Consider the following 16559-nt stretch of genomic DNA (forward strand, 5'->3'; position numbering starts at 1 on the left):
ACTAAAAAGGAAACTATTTTCATTACCATATCATGAACCTTTCTATTGAATAAAACGCTTTACTATGATAAAACTATTACAGGTAAACATATGATAATAGATTAACTTCATAGAGATACAACACCACTAGGGGTGCTTTCGAAGCTGAGAGAGACGAGAAGTCTTAACCCTTATAACCTGAACTAGGTAATACTAGCGTAGGAAAGAGGTATTGTAATGCATGTTTTGTATGGGATTTCCTTACGAACTCGTTATAATAATTTTGTGTACATAAACAAAAACACTTCTTTCCTGCGAAAGAAGTGTTTTTTTATGCGTAAAGGAAGGTGTCATACATGGAAGAAACAATTGATTTGCTTGTTAAACAGGTAGAGGAGCGAAAAGGGGAGCTAATTCAGTTATTAAAAACGCTTGTTTCATATAAAACGCCGGCGCCTCCTGCACGAAATTCTCATGAAGCGCAGCGCTACGTAGCGGATTTCCTTAAAAACTGCGGTTTTTCCATCGATATGTGGGATTTATATTGCAACGATCCTATTGTAGTGGGCACGTTAAAAGGAAAAAGATCAGCTGACTATCAAAGCTTGATTATTAACGGGCATATGGATGTAGCTGAGGTACAAGAAAATGAAAAGTGGGAGACAAATCCGTTTGAAGCTGTCGTGAAAGACAATAAAATCATCGGACGCGGAGTTGCTGATATGAAAGGCGGCCTGGCAGGAGCATTGTTTGCAGTTCAGCTTTTAACGGAAGCAGGAATCGAGCTGCCGGGAGACTTGATTTTTGAATCCGTTGTAGGAGAAGAAGTAGGAGAGGCAGGTACGCTGCAATGCTGTCAGAAAGGGTATACAGCTGACTTTGCGCTTGTAGCGGATACAAGTGATTTACATATTCAAGGTCAAGGCGGAGTGATCACGGGATGGATTACGATAAAAAGCAGTAAAACCTATCATGACGGTACACGCCGAAGTATGATTCATGCTGGAGGAGGGCTTTTAGCCGCAAGCGCTATTGAAAAGATGGCAAAAGTAATCGGAGGGCTGCAAGAATTGGAGCGTCACTGGGCTGTTACAAAGAGCTATCCAGGATTTTTGCCAGGGACAAATACGATTAATCCAGCAGTAATCGAAGGCGGAAGACATGCTGCTTTTATTGCAGATGAATGCAGGCTGTGGATCACCGTTCACTATTATCCCAATGAATCGTACGACCAAGTATCAAAAGAAGTGGAAGAATACATTTTAGCTATTGCAAAAGCGGATCCATGGTTAAAAGATAATCTGCCAACCTTTGAATGGGGAGGCACATCAATGATTGAAGACAGAGGAGAAATCTTCCCGTCATTAGAAATTGACGAAAATCATGCTGGAGTACAGCTGCTTGCAAATACTCATGAACAAATTGAAGGGAAAAAGCCTCCAATCGATGTGTCAACTAGTGTAACAGATGGCGGTTGGCTAGCTGATGCGAGTATTCCGGCAGCTATTTACGGTCCGGGGAATTTAGCAAATGCACATGCTGTGAACGAACAATTAGATATGAATCAGCTTGTTCAATATACAAAAGTGATGGTGCAGTTCATTTATACGTGGCTGCATACGCATAAGGAGTGATCATCATGAAATTTAGTGAACGATTATACGAAAAGCTGCAGCCTATTTGGCGTCAAAATCATAATCATCCCTTTGTACAGGGAATGGGAGACGGAACGCTTGAAAAGGAGAAGTTTCGCTTTTATATGATTCAAGATTATCTTTACCTAATTGATTATGCCAAATTATTTGCGATTGGAGCGATGAAAGCTACCGATGTTCAAACGATGGGGAAATTTGCTGCACTTTTAGATTCTACATTAAACGAAGAAATGAGTCTGCACCGTGAGTATGCCAAGAAATTTGAAATCAGCGAAAAAGAATTAGAAAAAGCGCAGCCATCTCCTACAACGCTTGCATACACGCACTATATGCTGCACGTTGGTCAAAGCGGAACATTAGCTGAATTAGTGGCGGCTCTTTTGCCTTGTATGTGGAGCTACTGGGAAATAGGAAAAGAACTCAGTGAAAAGCCTGGAGCTAACAATGAGTTTTATCGTGAGTGGATTGAAATGTACAGCTCAGAAGAATTTGGAGAACTGGCGACATGGTGTATCAATTTATTTGACTCACTTACTGAAGACAAATCAGAAGCGGAACTAGAAAAGCTTGAAGAAATTTTCTTAAATACGACGCGTTTTGAGTATATGTTCTGGGATATGGCTTATAACGAAGCGATGTGGCCAATTCATGAATAAATCTGTGTTATCTTTTCAAAACGTCAGTTTTACGTACAAAAACGGTGATCAAGCGATTTTAAAATCATTAAGCTTAGACGTAAAAGAAGGCGAGTTTGTCAGTATCGTTGGAGCGAGCGGATCTGGAAAAAGTACGTTGTTTCGTCTTATCACAGGTCTTGAACAGCAGAGTGAAGGCGATATCGTGATTAACGGACAGTCTTACGAAAAGCGTCTTGGAAAAGTAGGCTACATGCCGCAGCAAGATTTGCTGCTTCCGTGGCGTACGATTCTAGACAATGCAGCACTGCCTCTTGAGCTTCACAATGTGTCAAAAGCAAGTGCTCATAAGCAAGTGTCTCAGCTGCTTGAAGAGTTTGGCTTGAAAGGGTACGAAAACCGTTTTCCAAGTGATTTATCCGGAGGGATGAAGCAGCGCGTTTCTTTTCTCCGAACGGTATTAAGCGGTTCTAACGTGCTGCTTTTAGATGAGCCTTTTAGTGCGCTTGATGCCATTACGCGTTTATCGATGCAGGAATGGCTGCTTGAACAATGGCAAAAGCGTAAGCACACCATCTTATTTATCACTCATGACGTAAACGAAGCGCTGTTTTTATCAGATCGTATTTTTATCTTTTCAGACAAGCCGGTAAGTTATCTTGAAGAGATTAAAGTGCCGCTTAGCAGGCCTCGAACGCAAAAAGATTTGAATCAACAGCGTGTGCTTGACGTGAAAGATTATTTAATTGAACAGCTAAGATCGAAGGTGAACACATGAAAAAATACGGGGCTTCAGTGATTTTAGTCGTCATTTTGCTGGCTGCTTGGGAAATTGGAGCACGCATTGTAAACTATCCGTTTATTTTACCAACACCCACAGGTATTTTAACGAAGCTTTGGGAGCTGCGAATGGATTTATTGTTTAAACATTTGCCAGCTACGCTATCTATTATTGTAATTGGGCTGATTATATCCGTGGTGCTGGGAGTTATGCTGGCTGTATGGATGAATTGGAGTCCGCTTATTGAGCGTGCTTTCTATCCGCTTATTATTGCGTCGCAAATGATTCCGACCATTGCCATAGCTCCTGTATTTGTTCTGTGGTTTGGCTACTCCATTTGGAGCAAAGTGATTGTGACCGTATTAATTACTTTTTTTCCTATTACGGTTAGCACATTTGATGGGCTTCGCTCGACCAACAAAGAGTTAAAAGAACTCATGTTAACGATGGGAGCAACAAAAAAAGATATTTTCTTTAAGTTGAACATTCCTTCTGCACTGCCTCATTTTTATTCAGGGCTCAAAGTAGCGGTTACCTTTAGTATAATAGGTGCTGCCATTGGGGAATGGTTAGGTGCACAAGCAGGTTTAGGGTATTTCAGCCGGCGCATGATGACACAGTTTGATGCAGCTGGTGTATTTGCACCAATTGTGATTTTATCTGCGCTTGGTATTTTATTCTTTATTATTGTAGTAGGTTTCGAAAAACGTTCATTAAAGTGGAGGAAAACAGAATGAAAAAATGGTTTGCGATTGGGTTAAGCCTGATGCTTGTTTTGATGCTCGCTGCTTGCGGCCAGGACAAGGAAAATAAAGCTGGTGACAGTAAAAAATTAAAAGACGTTACAATTATGCTTGATTGGTACCCAAATGCAGTGCACAGCTTCATTTACGCTGCACAAGAAAAAGGATATTTCAAAAAAGAAGGGCTGAATGTAAAAGTACAGTTTCCTGCTAATCCAACAGACTCGCTTAATTTAGCAGCTGCAGGGAAAGTTACGCTCGGCCTTTATTATCAGCCTGATGTAGCAATGGCACGAGCAAATGAAGATGTGCCGGTAAAGTCGGTAGGAGCGATTGTAAGGTCTCCGTTGAACCGAGTTGTGGCGCTCAAAGATAGCGGCATTAAGCGTCCTAAAGATTTAGAAGGAAAAGTAGTAGGATACAGCGGAACACCATTAAGTGAATCTGTTCTAAAGAAAATGGTGAAAAGCGATGGAGGAGATCCGAATAAGGTAAAGCTAGTAGACGTAGGGTTTGAGTTAAATTCATCGCTGATTAGCAAAAAAGTAGATGCTGTAATAGGTGCATATATTAATCATGAAGTACCATTACTTCATAAAAAAGGATATAAAACGGTTGACATTGATCCTTCAGATTACGGCGTGCCATCTTATTACGAGCTAGTGGCAGTTACTGGGGATCAAACGTGGGCAAAAGATTCTGATACGATTAAAGCGTTTTGGCGTGCCGCGACAAAAGGGTATGAGTACACAGAGAAACATCCAAAAGAATCACTTCAAATCCTATTAGATAACCAAGATAAATCAAACTTTCCTCTTGAAAAAGACGTGGAAACAAAAAGTTTAAATATTTTACTTCCGAAAATGAAGTCTGAACAAGGATTTGGCAGTCAAACGAAAGAATCATGGCAGTCAAATGTGGACTGGTTAAAAGAGTCAGGATTAATTAAGAAAAAGCCAAATGTAGATGAAATGTTTGAGAATATCGGAGAATCCAAGTAAATAATTTAAGACAAATTTAAAAAAACCTTCTTATACTGAACGTAACTTTCTGAACGAGAAAGTGAAAAGGTAAAGGAGGTTTTTTTATGGCTTTTACAATGGTAGATAAGGAAACATGTATTGCTTGCGGAGCATGTGGAGGGAGTGCACCAGATCTTTATGATTACGATTCAGAAGGTCTTGCTTATGCAGTGCTAGATAACAACGAAGGAACAAAAGAGGTTCCTGAACATCAGCAAGATGAGATGATGGAAGCGTATGAAAAATGCCCAACAGAATCCATTAAAGTCGCAGAGCAGCCGTTTTATGGAGATGCAACAAAATTCGAATAGGGGTTTTGAAAAAAGTTAACGATAAAGTACATTTAGTTATCACATAAGTGAATATTTAGTTATATAGAAAATTCCAAAACAAGAAGAGGGTTGAGATATAACCAAATGAATTTAACCTAAAGACAAACAGATGGGATAAATGAGCTGAACGGCTTATTATACCGCAGTTGATTTCCGTGCAAGGCTTCGCTTTCCGCGGGCGGCCGCTGAGCCTCCTCGTCGCTTGCGCTCCTGCGGGGTCTCATCTGTTCCGCTTTTCCCGCAGGAGTCTTCACCTTGCCCTCCAATCAACTGCTAGAAGAAACGAAATAGATGAAACTATATTCAACATAACAAAAAAAACGAACCACGAATCAAACATTTTGATTAATGGTTCGTTTTTTCACTTGAGCTAAAAACCTTTTTTTAGCCTCTTTTTTATTCTAAATTTGCATGCTTTCCGTACATTGTATGGGTATCAAGTTCTTTCTTCTCCATGAAGCGAAGAATCAGCGCATCGTAAAAGAGAAGAAGCGTTTGTTCAAACAGTGACGCCATAGGCTGCACTGTTTGATAACTGCTTTGTTCTTGATCCTTCGGAGCACCGGGCAGCTTCACGATAAAGTCAGCCAGCTTGCCAAGCGTGGAATCGGGAGAAATTGTGACTACTCCAACTTTTCCTCCAAGTTCTTTTGCTTTTTGAGCGATAGGAATCAAGCTCTTCGTCTCGCCAGAACCTGATCCGATGATTAATAAATCATCCTGCGTGAAAGTGGAAGTTACGGTTTCTCCAATGACATACGCATCAATGCCCATATGCATCATACGCATAGCAAATGACTTGCCCATAAGACCTGAACGGCCTGCTCCTGTGACAAACACTTTTTTAGATGAGATGATGCCATTTACAAGCTGTTCAGCTTCATCGTCAGCGATTAGAGCTGTTGTTTGTAAAAGCTCATTCATAACCGTTTTTAAATGTTCGCTCGTCTGCATAGAAAGCTCCTTAATTTGTAATAAGCTCTTTCATTTGAGAGGCAACTGATTTTTTATCGTCTTGGCTCGTGATGCCTCCGCCAACGATAACAAGATCAGGCTGTGCTTTTACTACTTCAGGTAAAGATTCTAATTTAATGCCGCCAGCAACGGCTGTTTTTGCATTTTTTACAACGCTTTTGATTGTTACTAAATCTTCAAAAGAGTTTTGGCCAACTGCTTGAAGATCGTATCCTGTGTGTACACAGATATAGTCAACGCCAAATTCGTCTAGCTCTTTTGCGCGTCCTTTAATATCTTTTACACCAATCATATCGACAAGAATTTTTTTACCTTGTTTTTTTGCTTCTTCTACAGCACCTTTGATTGACATATCTTCAGCAACACCTAAGATGGTAATGATGTCTGCTCCGGCTTGAGAAGCTTGCTGTACTTCATAGCCAGCTGCATCCATAATTTTTAGGTCAGCTAATACTTTCAAGTTAGGAAATGCTTCTTTAATTTCTTTAACGGCGCGAAGCCCTTCATTGATTACAACGGGCGTACCGATTTCCACGATATCAATATGTTCTTCAACTTCTTTTACTACCTCTTTTGCTTGAGCGATATTAACAAGATCTAATGCTAATTGTAATTCCATTCTACTCCACTCCTTACAGAAATCTATAGATACCTTTTGTGCTTTTTTACGTAAAAAGCAGCTGGTGTAGTTATTGTACCCGCAGTTTGAGGTTCTTAAAAGTACGCACTTTTCCCGCAAATAGTGTGGAGAATGATAGTATACAGAAGTATACTAATGGACATATCAGTCTTGTAACCGCTTAAATTTTATTAAAAATGCGGATGATGTTGAGTAACATCATCCGCATAAAAAAATAAAAACTATGGAATAGAAGGAGTAATTTCTATCATTTAATTAACGTTTCCGCCTTTTGTTCTTGATTAGCGAGCACTCTATCACGGTAATTTTTACCCCAATCGTACATAGCTGTCAAAATAGGCATTAAACTTTCTCCTTCTTTCGTAAGTGAGTATTCGACTTTAGGTGGTACGACAGGATAGACTTTACGATTAACAATCAGATCTTCTTCCAGTTCCCGCAGCTGATTAACCAGCATGCGCGGCGTAATATCAGGAATAAGCGATTTTAATTCCCCGAACCGTTTTGTTCCTTCGCGTCCTAAGTGCCATAGTATCAGCATCTTCCATTTTCCACCGATAATAGCAAGCGTTAATTCTTTTTCACAGTTAAATTCCTTATTAAGCTGGCTCAATTGCTTCACCCCTATGACCAATAGTATAAGATTTCTTTTAAAGTACTTCTTATTATACCGGTGCTGACAATCCTTTTACAAAAATCCGGCTTGCGCTTTTCCGTTAAAAAAGGGAGCTTTTTTATTACATAGTTATTCTTGACTAGTGGGAGCTAAAAGGTGGCCTTTAGTCATGTTTTTGGTGTTCAATTGTTTAAAGATAAAAAAAGGTGGGAAATCACTCAATAACAATGCTAAAGGAGGCAGTAAAAATGGAAAGAAACCGATCTGAATTACAAAACCCTGCTGTAAGCAACAGCGCAGGCATTAACAACGATATAGGAATCAATAACAATCCACAGACAGCTAATAGCCCTACTGCTGTTAGCGCTGGAAAAAGCTACAGCAGCAAGCTGGTAAAAGGTGTTGTTGTCGGAGCAGTTGTGGGTGGGTGTATAACACTACTCGATAGCAAAACTCGTTCGTCTGTTAAAAGAAGAGCCGTTACGTTAAAGGACTCTTCTACAAACATGATTAATCAAGTAAAAGAAAATCCTCAAGAAACAAAAGAAAAAATGGTGCAGCAAATGAAAAACGCATCAAATTTGCTAAAAGACGCAATTAATGATGCTAAACATTTGTACGAGCGTGTAAACGAAGATTTCTTTAAGCAAGCAGAAGATGTAAAAAGCGTTACGCATGATGCAAAATCGACGGTAGAAGATGCTAAAAGTGATTTACAGCAAATTGGTGAAAAAGTGAAAGATGCAACTTCTGAAATAAGTAAGGAAAAGATGACGCCAGACGAAAAACCAGAAGCTGAGCGTGAAAGAACATACCAATCTATTCACTAAAAAGGAGATGTTAACTGTGAGTCAAATGAGTGAAGGAACTACAAAAGACATGAATAAAATTGAAGAAACGGCAGATAATTTGGGGACGGAGAAAAAAGAAGCAATTTTGCAGAATTTTGATACGTTTACTGATTATTTAAGTCAAAAAGTTCATGTCGGTAAAAAGCTCGGGTTAAGCGAGGAACAATTAACGGCCGCTACAAAAAAAGTGGCTAGCTATTTAGCCAAAAATGAGGAACCTCGAAACAGAGAAGAAAAAGTCCTTCATGAGTTATGGAAAGTCAGCAGTGAAGAGGAAAAGGAAGTTCTTTCTCATCTCATTTTAAAACTAGTTGCGTAACATTAAAAAAGCATCCCATCTATCAGGATGCTTTTTTAATGTATTAAGATGATTGATTTTGAGCCTCTTGAATTGTTTTATCCCAATCAATACCGCAATCATCCGTTGTACAAGAAGATTGCTGTCCGCAGCTTGCGCATTTTCCCTGAGTGCTCTTGCGGAAGAATTTTGTCATATGATAAAGGGCATACCCAAATATTAAAACCCCAATTAAAATATTAATAATCAATGTTAGTCACTCCTTTTAAGAAAACCCAAGTATTTTTCCAGCCGTGTGTACAAGCAAAGCTACGAGATAAGCGACAACCAAAGGGTAGGCTACAGCAAATGCTGTCCATTTCAATGAGCCGGTTTCTCGTCGAATAACAGCGACGGTTGCTAGACACGGAACATAAAGAAGAACAAACACCATAAACGTATAGGCTGTTAGCGGTGTAAAGAATGTCTTCATTGTGTCGCCAAGCTGTCCTTCTTGTACTTTATAAATGATGCTCATAGTTGAAACAACCACTTCTTTTGCTAGAAAGCCTGTAATCAGTGATGCTACAGCTTGCCATGTCGCAAAACCTAAAGGGATAAATAGAGGAGCGATAGCACCTCCAATAATAGCCATAAAGCTATTTTCCATATCTACTCCAAAACCGCCAGGGCCAGCGTAAGATGATAGCCAGATAAATACAGAGCCAGCTAAAATAACCGTACCTGCTTTTCGGACGAAATTTCGGCCTTTTTCCCACGTGCTTCTCCAAAGAGTTTTGGCTTGAGGTACGCGGTAAGGAGGAAGTTCAACAATAAAAGTTGATTGTTCGTCTTTAAGAAGGGTTACTGATAAAATTTTCGTTACAACAAGTGCTAAAATAATGCCAAGCAAGTACATAGAAAACACCACAGCTGCTCCGTTTTGCACAAAAAACGCACCTACAAACAAAGCGTATACAGGAAGACGTGCTGAGCAGCTCATAAATGGATTGACTAAAATGGTCATAAGGCGCTCTTTTCGCTGTTCAATTGTACGCGCGGCCATGATCCCCGGTACGTTACATCCAAAGCTAATAATCATCGGAATAAATGCTTTTCCGTTCAAACCGAAAAATTCCATGATACGATCCATTACTACAGCAATTCGAGCCATGTATCCTGAATCTTCAAGCAGTGAAATGAAAAAGAACAGGACAAAAATTTGTGGTACAAATACTAGTACGCCGCCTACGCCTGCAATAATGCCATCCACAATTAAATCGTGAATAAATGGAGCGGCACCAGCTGCATTTAAAAGAGAATCAGCGCCTTCACTGAGCGTTCCGCCAAAAAAACCGTCCAGTTTATCAGAAAGAGGAACGCCAATCCAAGTAAACGTAATATTAAAAATCAAATACATTAAGCCAAGAAAAATAGGGAGACCAAGCCACTTATGCGTCACAATTCGATCGATTCGATCTGTGAAGGTTAGAGGTGTTTCGCTGCCCTTTACGATACACTCTTTGGAAATGCGCTCAATAAATGCTGTACGCACGTCGAAGAAATGCTCGCTAAGCGGCTTGGTTAATTTTTGTGCAGCCGCTTTTCGAAGCTCAAGCAGCTCTAAGTAACTCGTTTTTTCTTTTAATGTTGATTCGATTACGCTATTTTCTGCTAAAAATTGAATGGCAATCCATCTGCTGACATCCGCTTTTGTTTGAATCATATGAATTGCCTGTTCAGCGGTTTCCCCGTAATTTAATTGAAATGAAGGAGCTTTTAAATCTTGCTTCAAAGTGGAGAGAAGCTCATTAATTCCTTTTCCATTGCGGGCAATAATTGCAGAAACCGGAATATGTAATGATTTGCTAAGCTTCTCCAAATGAAAAGTCAATCCGCGTTTTTCAGCTACATCAATCATATTTAAGCCGATTACTAATGGCTTTCCATATTCCAATGCTTGAATAGTGAGATGCATGCTTCTTTCAAACTGAGAAGCGTCTACAATATTCAGCATACTGTTAAATTCTCCGGTTAACAAAAAGTTAGTTACCACTGCTTCATCTGAAGAAAGAGGAGTAAAATCATACACACCCGGCAAATCAACCAGCTGGCTGTTTTGCTTTTTAATAGACCCAACTTTCTTTTCAACGGTTACACCGCTCCAGTTTCCTACGTATTCATAGGAATCTGTTAATATATTGAATAAAGAAGTTTTTCCTGTGTTTGGATTTCCTAAAAGTGCAATTGTACTCATGCTGTCTCAACCTCAATTTTAGCCGCATCGCGTTTTCGGATGCTAATCATTTGACCTTGACATTCAATAATACAAGGTCCTCCTAAGATGGTTTTTTGCTTCATGCATAGTTCGCAGCCTTTTTTTACTCCAAAAGAAAGAAGGCGGCGTTCTAATGATCTATCTAAAAATTCAATGTTTTTAACTTTTACTTTGTCGCCAATACTCACGGTATTTAAATTCATCATTCAGCACTCCTGTTAATGATAATCATTTTCAATTTGTATCTATCTCGATTATACATAAGGTTCTAAAATCAATCAATGCTTCTAGAGCGTTACAATTAAAAATATATATTTATAACTATATTTTTCAGATGAAATTATGTAAGATTTTAGCATTGAATTGTCAGGAGGGGTGTGAGTGGAGGTAATCATTCGCAAAATGAGAAAAGAAGATATTACGTCTGTTCAATACGTCGCAAAGATGAGCTGGTATGAGACATATGAAGGAATTATTCCTAGAAGCATTCAGAATCGGTTTCTTTCAGAAGCATACTCCAATAAAAGGCTGCTGTGGCGCTTGCGTAATTCGTTCATTTATGTAGCAACTATTGATGAGAAAATCGTAGGATACGCTAACTTTTTCCGACTACAAAACAGAGGGGAAATAGAACTAGGATCTATCTATATACTGCCTGCCTATCAAGGAAAAGGAATCGGTTCGCAATTGTTAGAAAAAGGAATGAAGCGCTCGAAGGAATTAAAAATCGTTTACATTAATGTAGAAAGGGAAAACGGAATAGGCCGTGCTTTTTATCAATCAAAAGGTTTCCAGCTCGTGGATGAATTTGATGATGAATTTGAAGGGCATTTGTTAAAAACGATACGGATGAAGTTAATGATTTAAGCCTATAGCATGAACGTTATCTTAAAAAAGCTGATTTTAAACTTTCTGTTAAAATCAGCTTTTAATTACAGAATAACGATTGACCTTATTCTTGTGAATATGGTAACATTAATCAGAACTTAATGACCGAAAATGTTTTTCGGTCAAACGGTCAGGCGGAAGTAAGGATTATTGGAGGCTAAAAAACATGAATATGATTAAAGGAGAATGGAAAAAAATCTTTTCCAAACCAATGACTATTGTTGTGATTTGCGGATTGTTATTTGTTCCATTACTTTATAATGTCATCTTTTTATCTGCTTACTGGGATCCATATGGAAAAACAGATCAAATTCCAGTTGCAGTGGTAAATGAAGATAAAGGTGCTACGTTAGATGGAAAGAAATTGAATGTCGGTCGTGATTTTGTTGATGATTTAAAGAAAAATGATAAATTTGACTGGAAATTTACGAACAAGGAAAAAGCGTTAGAAGGCTTAAAAAATGAGGACTATTATTTAGTGTTAGAAATTCCAAAGAATTTCTCCAAAAATGCAACAACATTAATGGATGAGAATCCTAAAAAAATGAAATTTATCTATCATACAAATGCCGGAAAGAACTATTCAGGCGCTCAAATTAGCTCAAATGCAGTGGCTAAAATCAATGATCAGATTAAAGAAGCAGTCACAAAGCAGTATGCTGAAACGGTATTTGACAGCTTTAAGCAAGTAGCGGACGGTCTTCAAAAAGCAAGTGACGGTGCAGGAGAGCTCGAAAACGGCTCGAAAACGCTGCGAGATAACATGAAGAAACTAGCAGACAGCACGGTTACATTCGAAGACGGTACAGCTAAATTGGCAAACGGATTAACGGATGCACGAAAAGGAGCAACAGATTTAAATGCAGGTGCTGCTAAGCTCCTAAACGGTGCGGACACAATTAATGAAAACTTAGGCAGCCTAAACAGCGGTTTAGAGAAGCTAGAAAGTGGGAGCGGGCAGCTTTATGCGGCTTCTAAAGAACTTGAAACAGGTGCAGGAAAGCTCAGCAATGGATTAGGACAACTACAAGACGGAACTGCAAAACTGCAAGGTGCGACACAACAGCTCAATGAAGGAACAAAGACACTTCAAGGGAAATTACCGCAGTTTACAAGCGGCTTAAATCAAGTAGACGCTGAAGTGAGCAGCGTTACGCAGCAAATTAATCAAGCGGAACAGGAAATTACGCAGATTAAACAGCAGGTCGATTCAAAAAAAGCAGAGTTTGAACAGCAGCAGCAAGCTCTCATTGACAGCATTAACAGTAACGAGTCCATTCCGGATGAGCAAAAACAAACGCTAATTGCAGGAATTAAAAAACTTACGTCTCAGCAGTTTATGGATGAACAGCAGCAAAAAGCAGAGCAGTTAAAAACAAAAGTAGATAAAGTGAAAGAGTTATCTGCGGCTCTTCAAAAGCTGTCTAAAGGCGGAGAAGATATTCAAAGCGCTATTAATAAAATTGCTGATGGACAAAGTCAGCTGTACAATGGCCAAACAAAATTATACAATGCCCAAACTCAATTATACAACGGTGCTGTTAAACTAGCAGACGGTGAAAAGCAGTTCAACAGCAAATTTGCAGAACTAAACAGCGGCATTGCTGACGCTCATACAGGAGCTGGAAAGCTTGCTGACGGGCAGCAGCAACTTGTGAGTGGACTTAAAAAGTCTGAACAAGGAAGCGCAGCGCTAGCAAATGGCTTAACGCAGCTAGAAAACGGGGCGACTAAACTAGCAAATGGATCTAAAGAGTTAACGAATGGTTCGTCAAAACTATATGATGGTTCATCTAAATTGTCAGATGGAACAAGCGAGCTTCATTCATCTTTAGCAGATGGTGCAAAAGATGCAAAAGATGTTAAAGCAGATGATAAAACATATAGCATGTTTTCAAATCCAACGGATTTAAAATCAGATAAACAAAACAACGTAGATAAGTACGGTGTCGGATTGGCTCCATACATCTTATGTATTGGCTTGTTTGCGGGAACGTTAATGTTTTCAGCGGTATATCCAATGAAAGAGCCATCAATTCGACCGACATCAGGCATTTCGTGGTTCTTAAGTAAGTTTAGTGTCATCACTATTGTAGGTATGCTGCAGGCAGCGATTGCTGTTACAGCTCTTCTATGGGGCTTGCATTTAAACGTAACAAGCATTTGGCACTTCTATATCTTTACCATGATTACAGGTGTGACGTTCTTTACACTTATCTTGTTCTTAACAACAGGATTAGGAAAAGTAGGACAGTACTTAGCCTTTATTATTCTGCTGCTTCAAATTGGCGGCAGTGCAGGTACATTCCCTAAAGCACTTGTGCCGGAATTTTTCCAGGCAATTAATCCGTACTTGCCTATGACCTATGCAATTCGAGGTTTCCGTGAAATCATTTCAATTGGTGATGATTTCGGCTATGTATGGCATCAGGCTGGCGTACTTGGAATCTTTGCAGCAATCTTCATCACTCTTTCATTGATAATGTTTTATATCAATGCCAGAAAAGAGAAGCATCACACAGAGGAAGAGGCAGCAGCATAATTTAACTAATATAAAAAGAGAGTTCCAGTTTAAAAAGGAACTCTCTTTTTCTTTATGATAGTATAGGTTTACGTATAAAAGAGGGGAACGTGAATGCATGCAGCTTACAAAATTTTCGATATATGAAAGTGATCGTGTAAAAAAGTGGCAGGAAGGGCTGAAAGAATGGGACGGTTCAATATCGGAACGGATGATAAATGACCGAGCTGAAGATGAATTTTGGCAGCGGTATTTAGAAAAAATGTCTTTTAATTCAGTAAATGACCCTGTAGTAAAACAGCTTCAACAAGAACTTCTTGCTTTTTTGAATCCAACTGACTCTGTTATGGAAATTGGCCCTGGCTGGGGAAATTATACGTTTTCGATTGCTGATTATGTAAAAGAACTTACGTGTATGGATTGTTCGCCAAGCATTATTCGCTACTTACAAACGCAATCAGATGCCCGCTCTAATCTAAAGTTCATAGAAGGTAAATGGGAGTATGAGCGTCTAACAGATAGCTATGACGTGGTAGTAGGAATAAACTGTTTTTACCGTATGCATAATATTGTCGATGGTCTCTTAAATATGAATGATTCGGCTAATCGTTTGGCAGTTATCGGCATGTCAACGGGTCCAGAAAAGCCTCATTACGTAGAGTTACATAGAAAACTTGGGTACGAGATTAAATGGCGTCGTAAGGAATATATTGACTTACTAAATATTTTATATGAACTGGGTATTTACGCAGATTGTAAGCTGGTTCCTATAACCAAAACGGTAACCTATGAGACGTACGAAGATCTCATCAAGAAGAACTCCACAAAGCTGCTTTCTAAAGATATTGACAAGTTAGAAACTGAGAAGATTATTTTACAGCATGTAAAGAAAATAAATGGCACATATGAATATACGTATCAATATCATATGGCTTTTATTTATTGGAAACCGATAAAAAGAACCCGTTGAGTAAAATCAACGGGTTCTTTTTAGTAGTAATAAAGCTGTAATTTAGAATAAGCAATATTAAAATCGTCGCCGCTTAGAAGAACTTTCAATTCCTGCTTCTTCACGGTATTTAGCTACTGTTCTTCTTGAAATTTGAATTCCTTCGCTGGAAAGAAGAGACGTGAGCTTTTGATCTGAAAGAGGCTTTAACTTATTTTCTTCGGCAATTAATGTTTTGATTTTTTCTTTTATAAAGACAGTAGAATTGCTTTGTTCGCCATCAGTTCGCTCTAAAGAATTGGTAAAAAAGTATTTTAGCTCAAACAGCCCGCGTGGCGTTTGAATATACTTTCCGTTAGTCGCACGGCTTACCGTTGATTCGTGACAGTCTACTTTTTGAGCAATATCTTTTAAGGTAAGCGGCTTTAGCCCCGAAATACCCATTTCAAAAAAATCTTGCTGATGTTCCACAATGGCTTTGGACACGTTGTAAATCGTCGCATTACGCTGCTCAATACTATTGATTAGCCAAGTAGCTTCATGAATTTTTTCCTGTACGTATCGATCGGTTGTTACGCATGCAGAGCGATGAACCAGCTTTTGGTAGGTACTGTTAATTTCGATGGGCGGAAGCAGCTCGCTATGAAGAATAACATGATAGCGGCCGTCAATTTTTTGTACCGTTACATCAGGTGAGATGTACTTCGTAAGCGGGACGTGGAAATCTCCTGCTGGCCGAGGATTTAATGTCCGCAAGCAGTCAACAATTTCTTGTACTTCACGCATCGAAATAGAGTATTTTTTTGAAATGTTCCGATATTTTTTGTTGGCAATATCTTCAATATCGTGTTTTACCACGTCGTATAAAAGAGGAGGCTTTGACTTTTTGGCCTTAATTTGAATAAGCAGTGAATCGACAAAATTTTGAGCGCCCACGCCAATCGGATCAAAGCTTTGTAAAACGTGAATCATATCGTTGACTTCGTTAAATGAAACATTCAGCAGTTCGGCTGCCAATTTTGGCTCAATTGCTAAAAAGCCGTTTTTATTTAAGTTTCCAATTAGAAATTGAACGATGTGTTTTTGGTGTGTGTGTAAATGATTTAACATAGACAGCTGCTCTAATAAATGACTCTCTAATGTCACAGTTTGATCAGATATATAATTAAACGGATTATACTCGTCATCGGTATAACCTTTTGAATATGAACGCTGTTCTCGAGTGTCAAATGAATTTTTTTGCTGAGAGTCGCTAGCAGACAGTTTAATTACAGGATTTTCATTGACTTGCTGATGAAGATAATGAACTAAATCGGCCGTAGAATAATTTAAAATGTTGATAGACTGACGTAATTCAGGTGTCATGGCCAATTTTAATAGTTGTTTTTGGGATAAATCTAAACCTAATTGCATCATT

Annotated in this window: 19 protein-coding genes and 1 riboswitch; of the genes, 11 read left to right on the forward strand and 8 right to left on the reverse strand. The window is 38.9% G+C overall.

The genetic code is table 11. The annotated features are described in order from the left end of the window. Positions 1-118: 118 nt before the first annotated feature. Positions 119-221, forward strand: a riboswitch (TPP riboswitch). A gap of 114 nt (positions 222-335) precedes the next feature. The 6 genes from MMB69_RS18250 to MMB69_RS18275 all read left to right on the forward strand — a co-directional run bounded on the left by MMB69_RS18250 (position 336) and on the right by MMB69_RS18275 (position 5126). Continuing rightward, entirely contained in the window at positions 336-1613 is a 1278-nt protein-coding gene (locus tag MMB69_RS18250; RefSeq protein ID WP_221812589.1) for an acetylornithine deacetylase, read from the forward strand. Between the two features lie 5 nt (positions 1614-1618). Next, on the forward strand, positions 1619-2290 hold the full coding sequence (gene tenA, locus MMB69_RS18255) for a thiaminase II (protein ID WP_060744898.1): 672 nt from the start codon (positions 1619-1621) through the stop codon (positions 2288-2290). Next, on the forward strand, positions 2283-3047 hold the full coding sequence (locus tag MMB69_RS18260) for an ABC transporter ATP-binding protein (protein ID WP_221812588.1): 765 nt from the start codon (positions 2283-2285) through the stop codon (positions 3045-3047). The genes tenA and MMB69_RS18260 overlap by 8 nt, the downstream gene beginning before the upstream one ends. Beyond that, positions 3044-3787, forward strand: coding sequence for an ABC transporter permease (locus MMB69_RS18265; protein WP_277448148.1), 744 nt, complete (start codon positions 3044-3046; stop codon positions 3785-3787). The genes MMB69_RS18260 and MMB69_RS18265 overlap by 4 nt, the downstream gene beginning before the upstream one ends. Next, on the forward strand, positions 3784-4794 hold the full coding sequence (locus tag MMB69_RS18270) for an ABC transporter substrate-binding protein (protein ID WP_221812587.1): 1011 nt from the start codon (positions 3784-3786) through the stop codon (positions 4792-4794). The genes MMB69_RS18265 and MMB69_RS18270 overlap by 4 nt, the downstream gene beginning before the upstream one ends. A gap of 86 nt (positions 4795-4880) precedes the next feature. Then, a complete protein-coding gene (locus tag MMB69_RS18275; protein WP_277448149.1) occupies positions 4881-5126 on the forward strand; it encodes a ferredoxin in 246 nt (81 codons plus the stop codon). A gap of 156 nt (positions 5127-5282) precedes the next feature. Here MMB69_RS18275 and MMB69_RS18280 read toward each other — a convergent pair whose 3' ends face one another. The 4 genes from MMB69_RS18280 to hxlR all read right to left on the reverse strand — a co-directional run bounded on the left by MMB69_RS18280 (position 5283) and on the right by hxlR (position 7375). Next, on the reverse strand, positions 5283-5417 hold the full coding sequence (locus tag MMB69_RS18280) for a hypothetical protein (RefSeq protein ID WP_255219779.1): 135 nt from the start codon (positions 5415-5417) through the stop codon (positions 5283-5285). 126 nt (positions 5418-5543) lie between these two features. Next, complete coding sequence (gene hxlB, locus MMB69_RS18285) at positions 5544-6101, reverse strand: 6-phospho-3-hexuloisomerase (protein WP_013055598.1); 558 nt, start codon at positions 6099-6101, stop codon at positions 5544-5546. Between the two features lie 10 nt (positions 6102-6111). Beyond that, the gene (gene hxlA, locus MMB69_RS18290; protein ID WP_028407617.1) at positions 6112-6741 is read right to left on the reverse strand and encodes a 3-hexulose-6-phosphate synthase; all 630 of its coding nucleotides are present in this window, start codon (positions 6739-6741) and stop codon (positions 6112-6114) included. A gap of 268 nt (positions 6742-7009) precedes the next feature. After that, on the reverse strand, positions 7010-7375 hold the full coding sequence (gene hxlR / locus MMB69_RS18295) for a transcriptional activator HxlR (RefSeq protein ID WP_277448153.1): 366 nt from the start codon (positions 7373-7375) through the stop codon (positions 7010-7012). A 251-nt stretch (positions 7376-7626) separates the two neighbouring features. Between hxlR and MMB69_RS18300 the strand changes: the two genes are divergently transcribed. Both MMB69_RS18300 and MMB69_RS18305 read left to right on the forward strand, forming a co-directional pair. Next, positions 7627-8208, forward strand: coding sequence for a hypothetical protein (locus tag MMB69_RS18300; protein ID WP_153251840.1), 582 nt, complete (start codon positions 7627-7629; stop codon positions 8206-8208). A 16-nt stretch (positions 8209-8224) separates the two neighbouring features. Further along, the gene (locus tag MMB69_RS18305; protein WP_221784387.1) at positions 8225-8548 is read left to right on the forward strand and encodes a DUF3243 domain-containing protein; all 324 of its coding nucleotides are present in this window, start codon (positions 8225-8227) and stop codon (positions 8546-8548) included. 43 nt (positions 8549-8591) lie between these two features. On the opposite strand, the gene MMB69_RS18310 is transcribed toward MMB69_RS18305, so the two are convergent. From MMB69_RS18310 to MMB69_RS18320, 3 genes are read right to left on the reverse strand one after another with little or no spacing between them, the layout of a single operon-like run. Then, positions 8592-8777, reverse strand: coding sequence for a FeoB-associated Cys-rich membrane protein (locus tag MMB69_RS18310; RefSeq protein WP_014461400.1), 186 nt, complete (start codon positions 8775-8777; stop codon positions 8592-8594). Between the two features lie 15 nt (positions 8778-8792). Further along, positions 8793-10763 carry a ferrous iron transport protein B gene (gene feoB / locus MMB69_RS18315; protein WP_277448154.1) on the reverse strand — a complete coding sequence of 657 codons (1971 nt, stop codon included), beginning with the start codon at positions 10761-10763 and terminating at the stop codon, positions 8793-8795. Continuing rightward, positions 10760-10987, reverse strand: a complete 228-nt coding sequence (locus tag MMB69_RS18320; protein WP_277448155.1) for a FeoA family protein — start codon at positions 10985-10987, stop codon at positions 10760-10762. Before MMB69_RS18320 ends, feoB begins: the two co-directional genes overlap by 4 nt. A gap of 178 nt (positions 10988-11165) precedes the next feature. Here MMB69_RS18320 and MMB69_RS18325 point away from each other — a divergent pair, with 178 nt between their 5' ends. The 3 genes from MMB69_RS18325 (at position 11166) to MMB69_RS18335 (ending at position 15163) form a co-directional block, all read left to right on the forward strand. Beyond that, the gene (locus MMB69_RS18325) at positions 11166-11651 is read left to right on the forward strand and encodes a GNAT family N-acetyltransferase (protein WP_277448156.1); all 486 of its coding nucleotides are present in this window, start codon (positions 11166-11168) and stop codon (positions 11649-11651) included. 187 nt (positions 11652-11838) lie between these two features. Beyond that, the gene (locus MMB69_RS18330; RefSeq protein WP_277448157.1) at positions 11839-14214 is read left to right on the forward strand and encodes a YhgE/Pip domain-containing protein; all 2376 of its coding nucleotides are present in this window, start codon (positions 11839-11841) and stop codon (positions 14212-14214) included. 97 nt (positions 14215-14311) lie between these two features. After that, positions 14312-15163: a class I SAM-dependent methyltransferase gene (locus tag MMB69_RS18335; protein WP_277448158.1), complete on the forward strand. Its 852-nt coding sequence runs from the start codon at positions 14312-14314 to the stop codon at positions 15161-15163. A 57-nt stretch (positions 15164-15220) separates the two neighbouring features. On the opposite strand, the gene rpoN is transcribed toward MMB69_RS18335, so the two are convergent. Beyond that, on the reverse strand, positions 15221-16558 hold the full coding sequence (gene rpoN, locus MMB69_RS18340) for an RNA polymerase factor sigma-54 (RefSeq protein WP_277448159.1): 1338 nt from the start codon (positions 16556-16558) through the stop codon (positions 15221-15223). Between the last annotated feature and the right edge of the window lies 1 nt (position 16559).

The organism is Priestia sp. P5 (assembly GCF_029522155.1).
Taxonomy (GTDB): Bacteria; Bacillota; Bacilli; order Bacillales; family Bacillaceae_H; genus Priestia; species Priestia megaterium_E.

Coding starts and splice junctions, on each gene's coding strand:
- MMB69_RS18250 (WP_221812589.1), top strand. CDS start 336: ATGGAAGAAACAATTGATTTGCTTGTTAAACAGGTAGAGGAGCGAAAA.
- tenA (WP_060744898.1), top strand. CDS start 1,619: ATGAAATTTAGTGAACGATTATACGAAAAGCTGCAGCCTATTTGGCGT.
- MMB69_RS18260 (WP_221812588.1), top strand. CDS start 2,283: ATGAATAAATCTGTGTTATCTTTTCAAAACGTCAGTTTTACGTACAAA.
- MMB69_RS18265 (WP_277448148.1), top strand. CDS start 3,044: ATGAAAAAATACGGGGCTTCAGTGATTTTAGTCGTCATTTTGCTGGCT.
- MMB69_RS18270 (WP_221812587.1), top strand. CDS start 3,784: ATGAAAAAATGGTTTGCGATTGGGTTAAGCCTGATGCTTGTTTTGATG.
- MMB69_RS18275 (WP_277448149.1), top strand. CDS start 4,881: ATGGCTTTTACAATGGTAGATAAGGAAACATGTATTGCTTGCGGAGCA.
- hxlB (WP_013055598.1), bottom strand. CDS start 6,101: ATGCAGACGAGCGAACATTTAAAAACGGTTATGAATGAGCTTTTACAA.
- hxlA (WP_028407617.1), bottom strand. CDS start 6,741: ATGGAATTACAATTAGCATTAGATCTTGTTAATATCGCTCAAGCAAAA.
- MMB69_RS18300 (WP_153251840.1), top strand. CDS start 7,627: ATGGAAAGAAACCGATCTGAATTACAAAACCCTGCTGTAAGCAACAGC.
- feoB (WP_277448154.1), bottom strand. CDS start 10,763: ATGAGTACAATTGCACTTTTAGGAAATCCAAACACAGGAAAAACTTCT.
- MMB69_RS18320 (WP_277448155.1), bottom strand. CDS start 10,987: ATGAATTTAAATACCGTGAGTATTGGCGACAAAGTAAAAGTTAAAAAC.
- MMB69_RS18330 (WP_277448157.1), top strand. CDS start 11,839: ATGAATATGATTAAAGGAGAATGGAAAAAAATCTTTTCCAAACCAATG.
- MMB69_RS18335 (WP_277448158.1), top strand. CDS start 14,312: ATGCAGCTTACAAAATTTTCGATATATGAAAGTGATCGTGTAAAAAAG.
- rpoN (WP_277448159.1), bottom strand. CDS start 16,558: ATGATGCAATTAGGTTTAGATTTATCCCAAAAACAACTATTAAAATTG.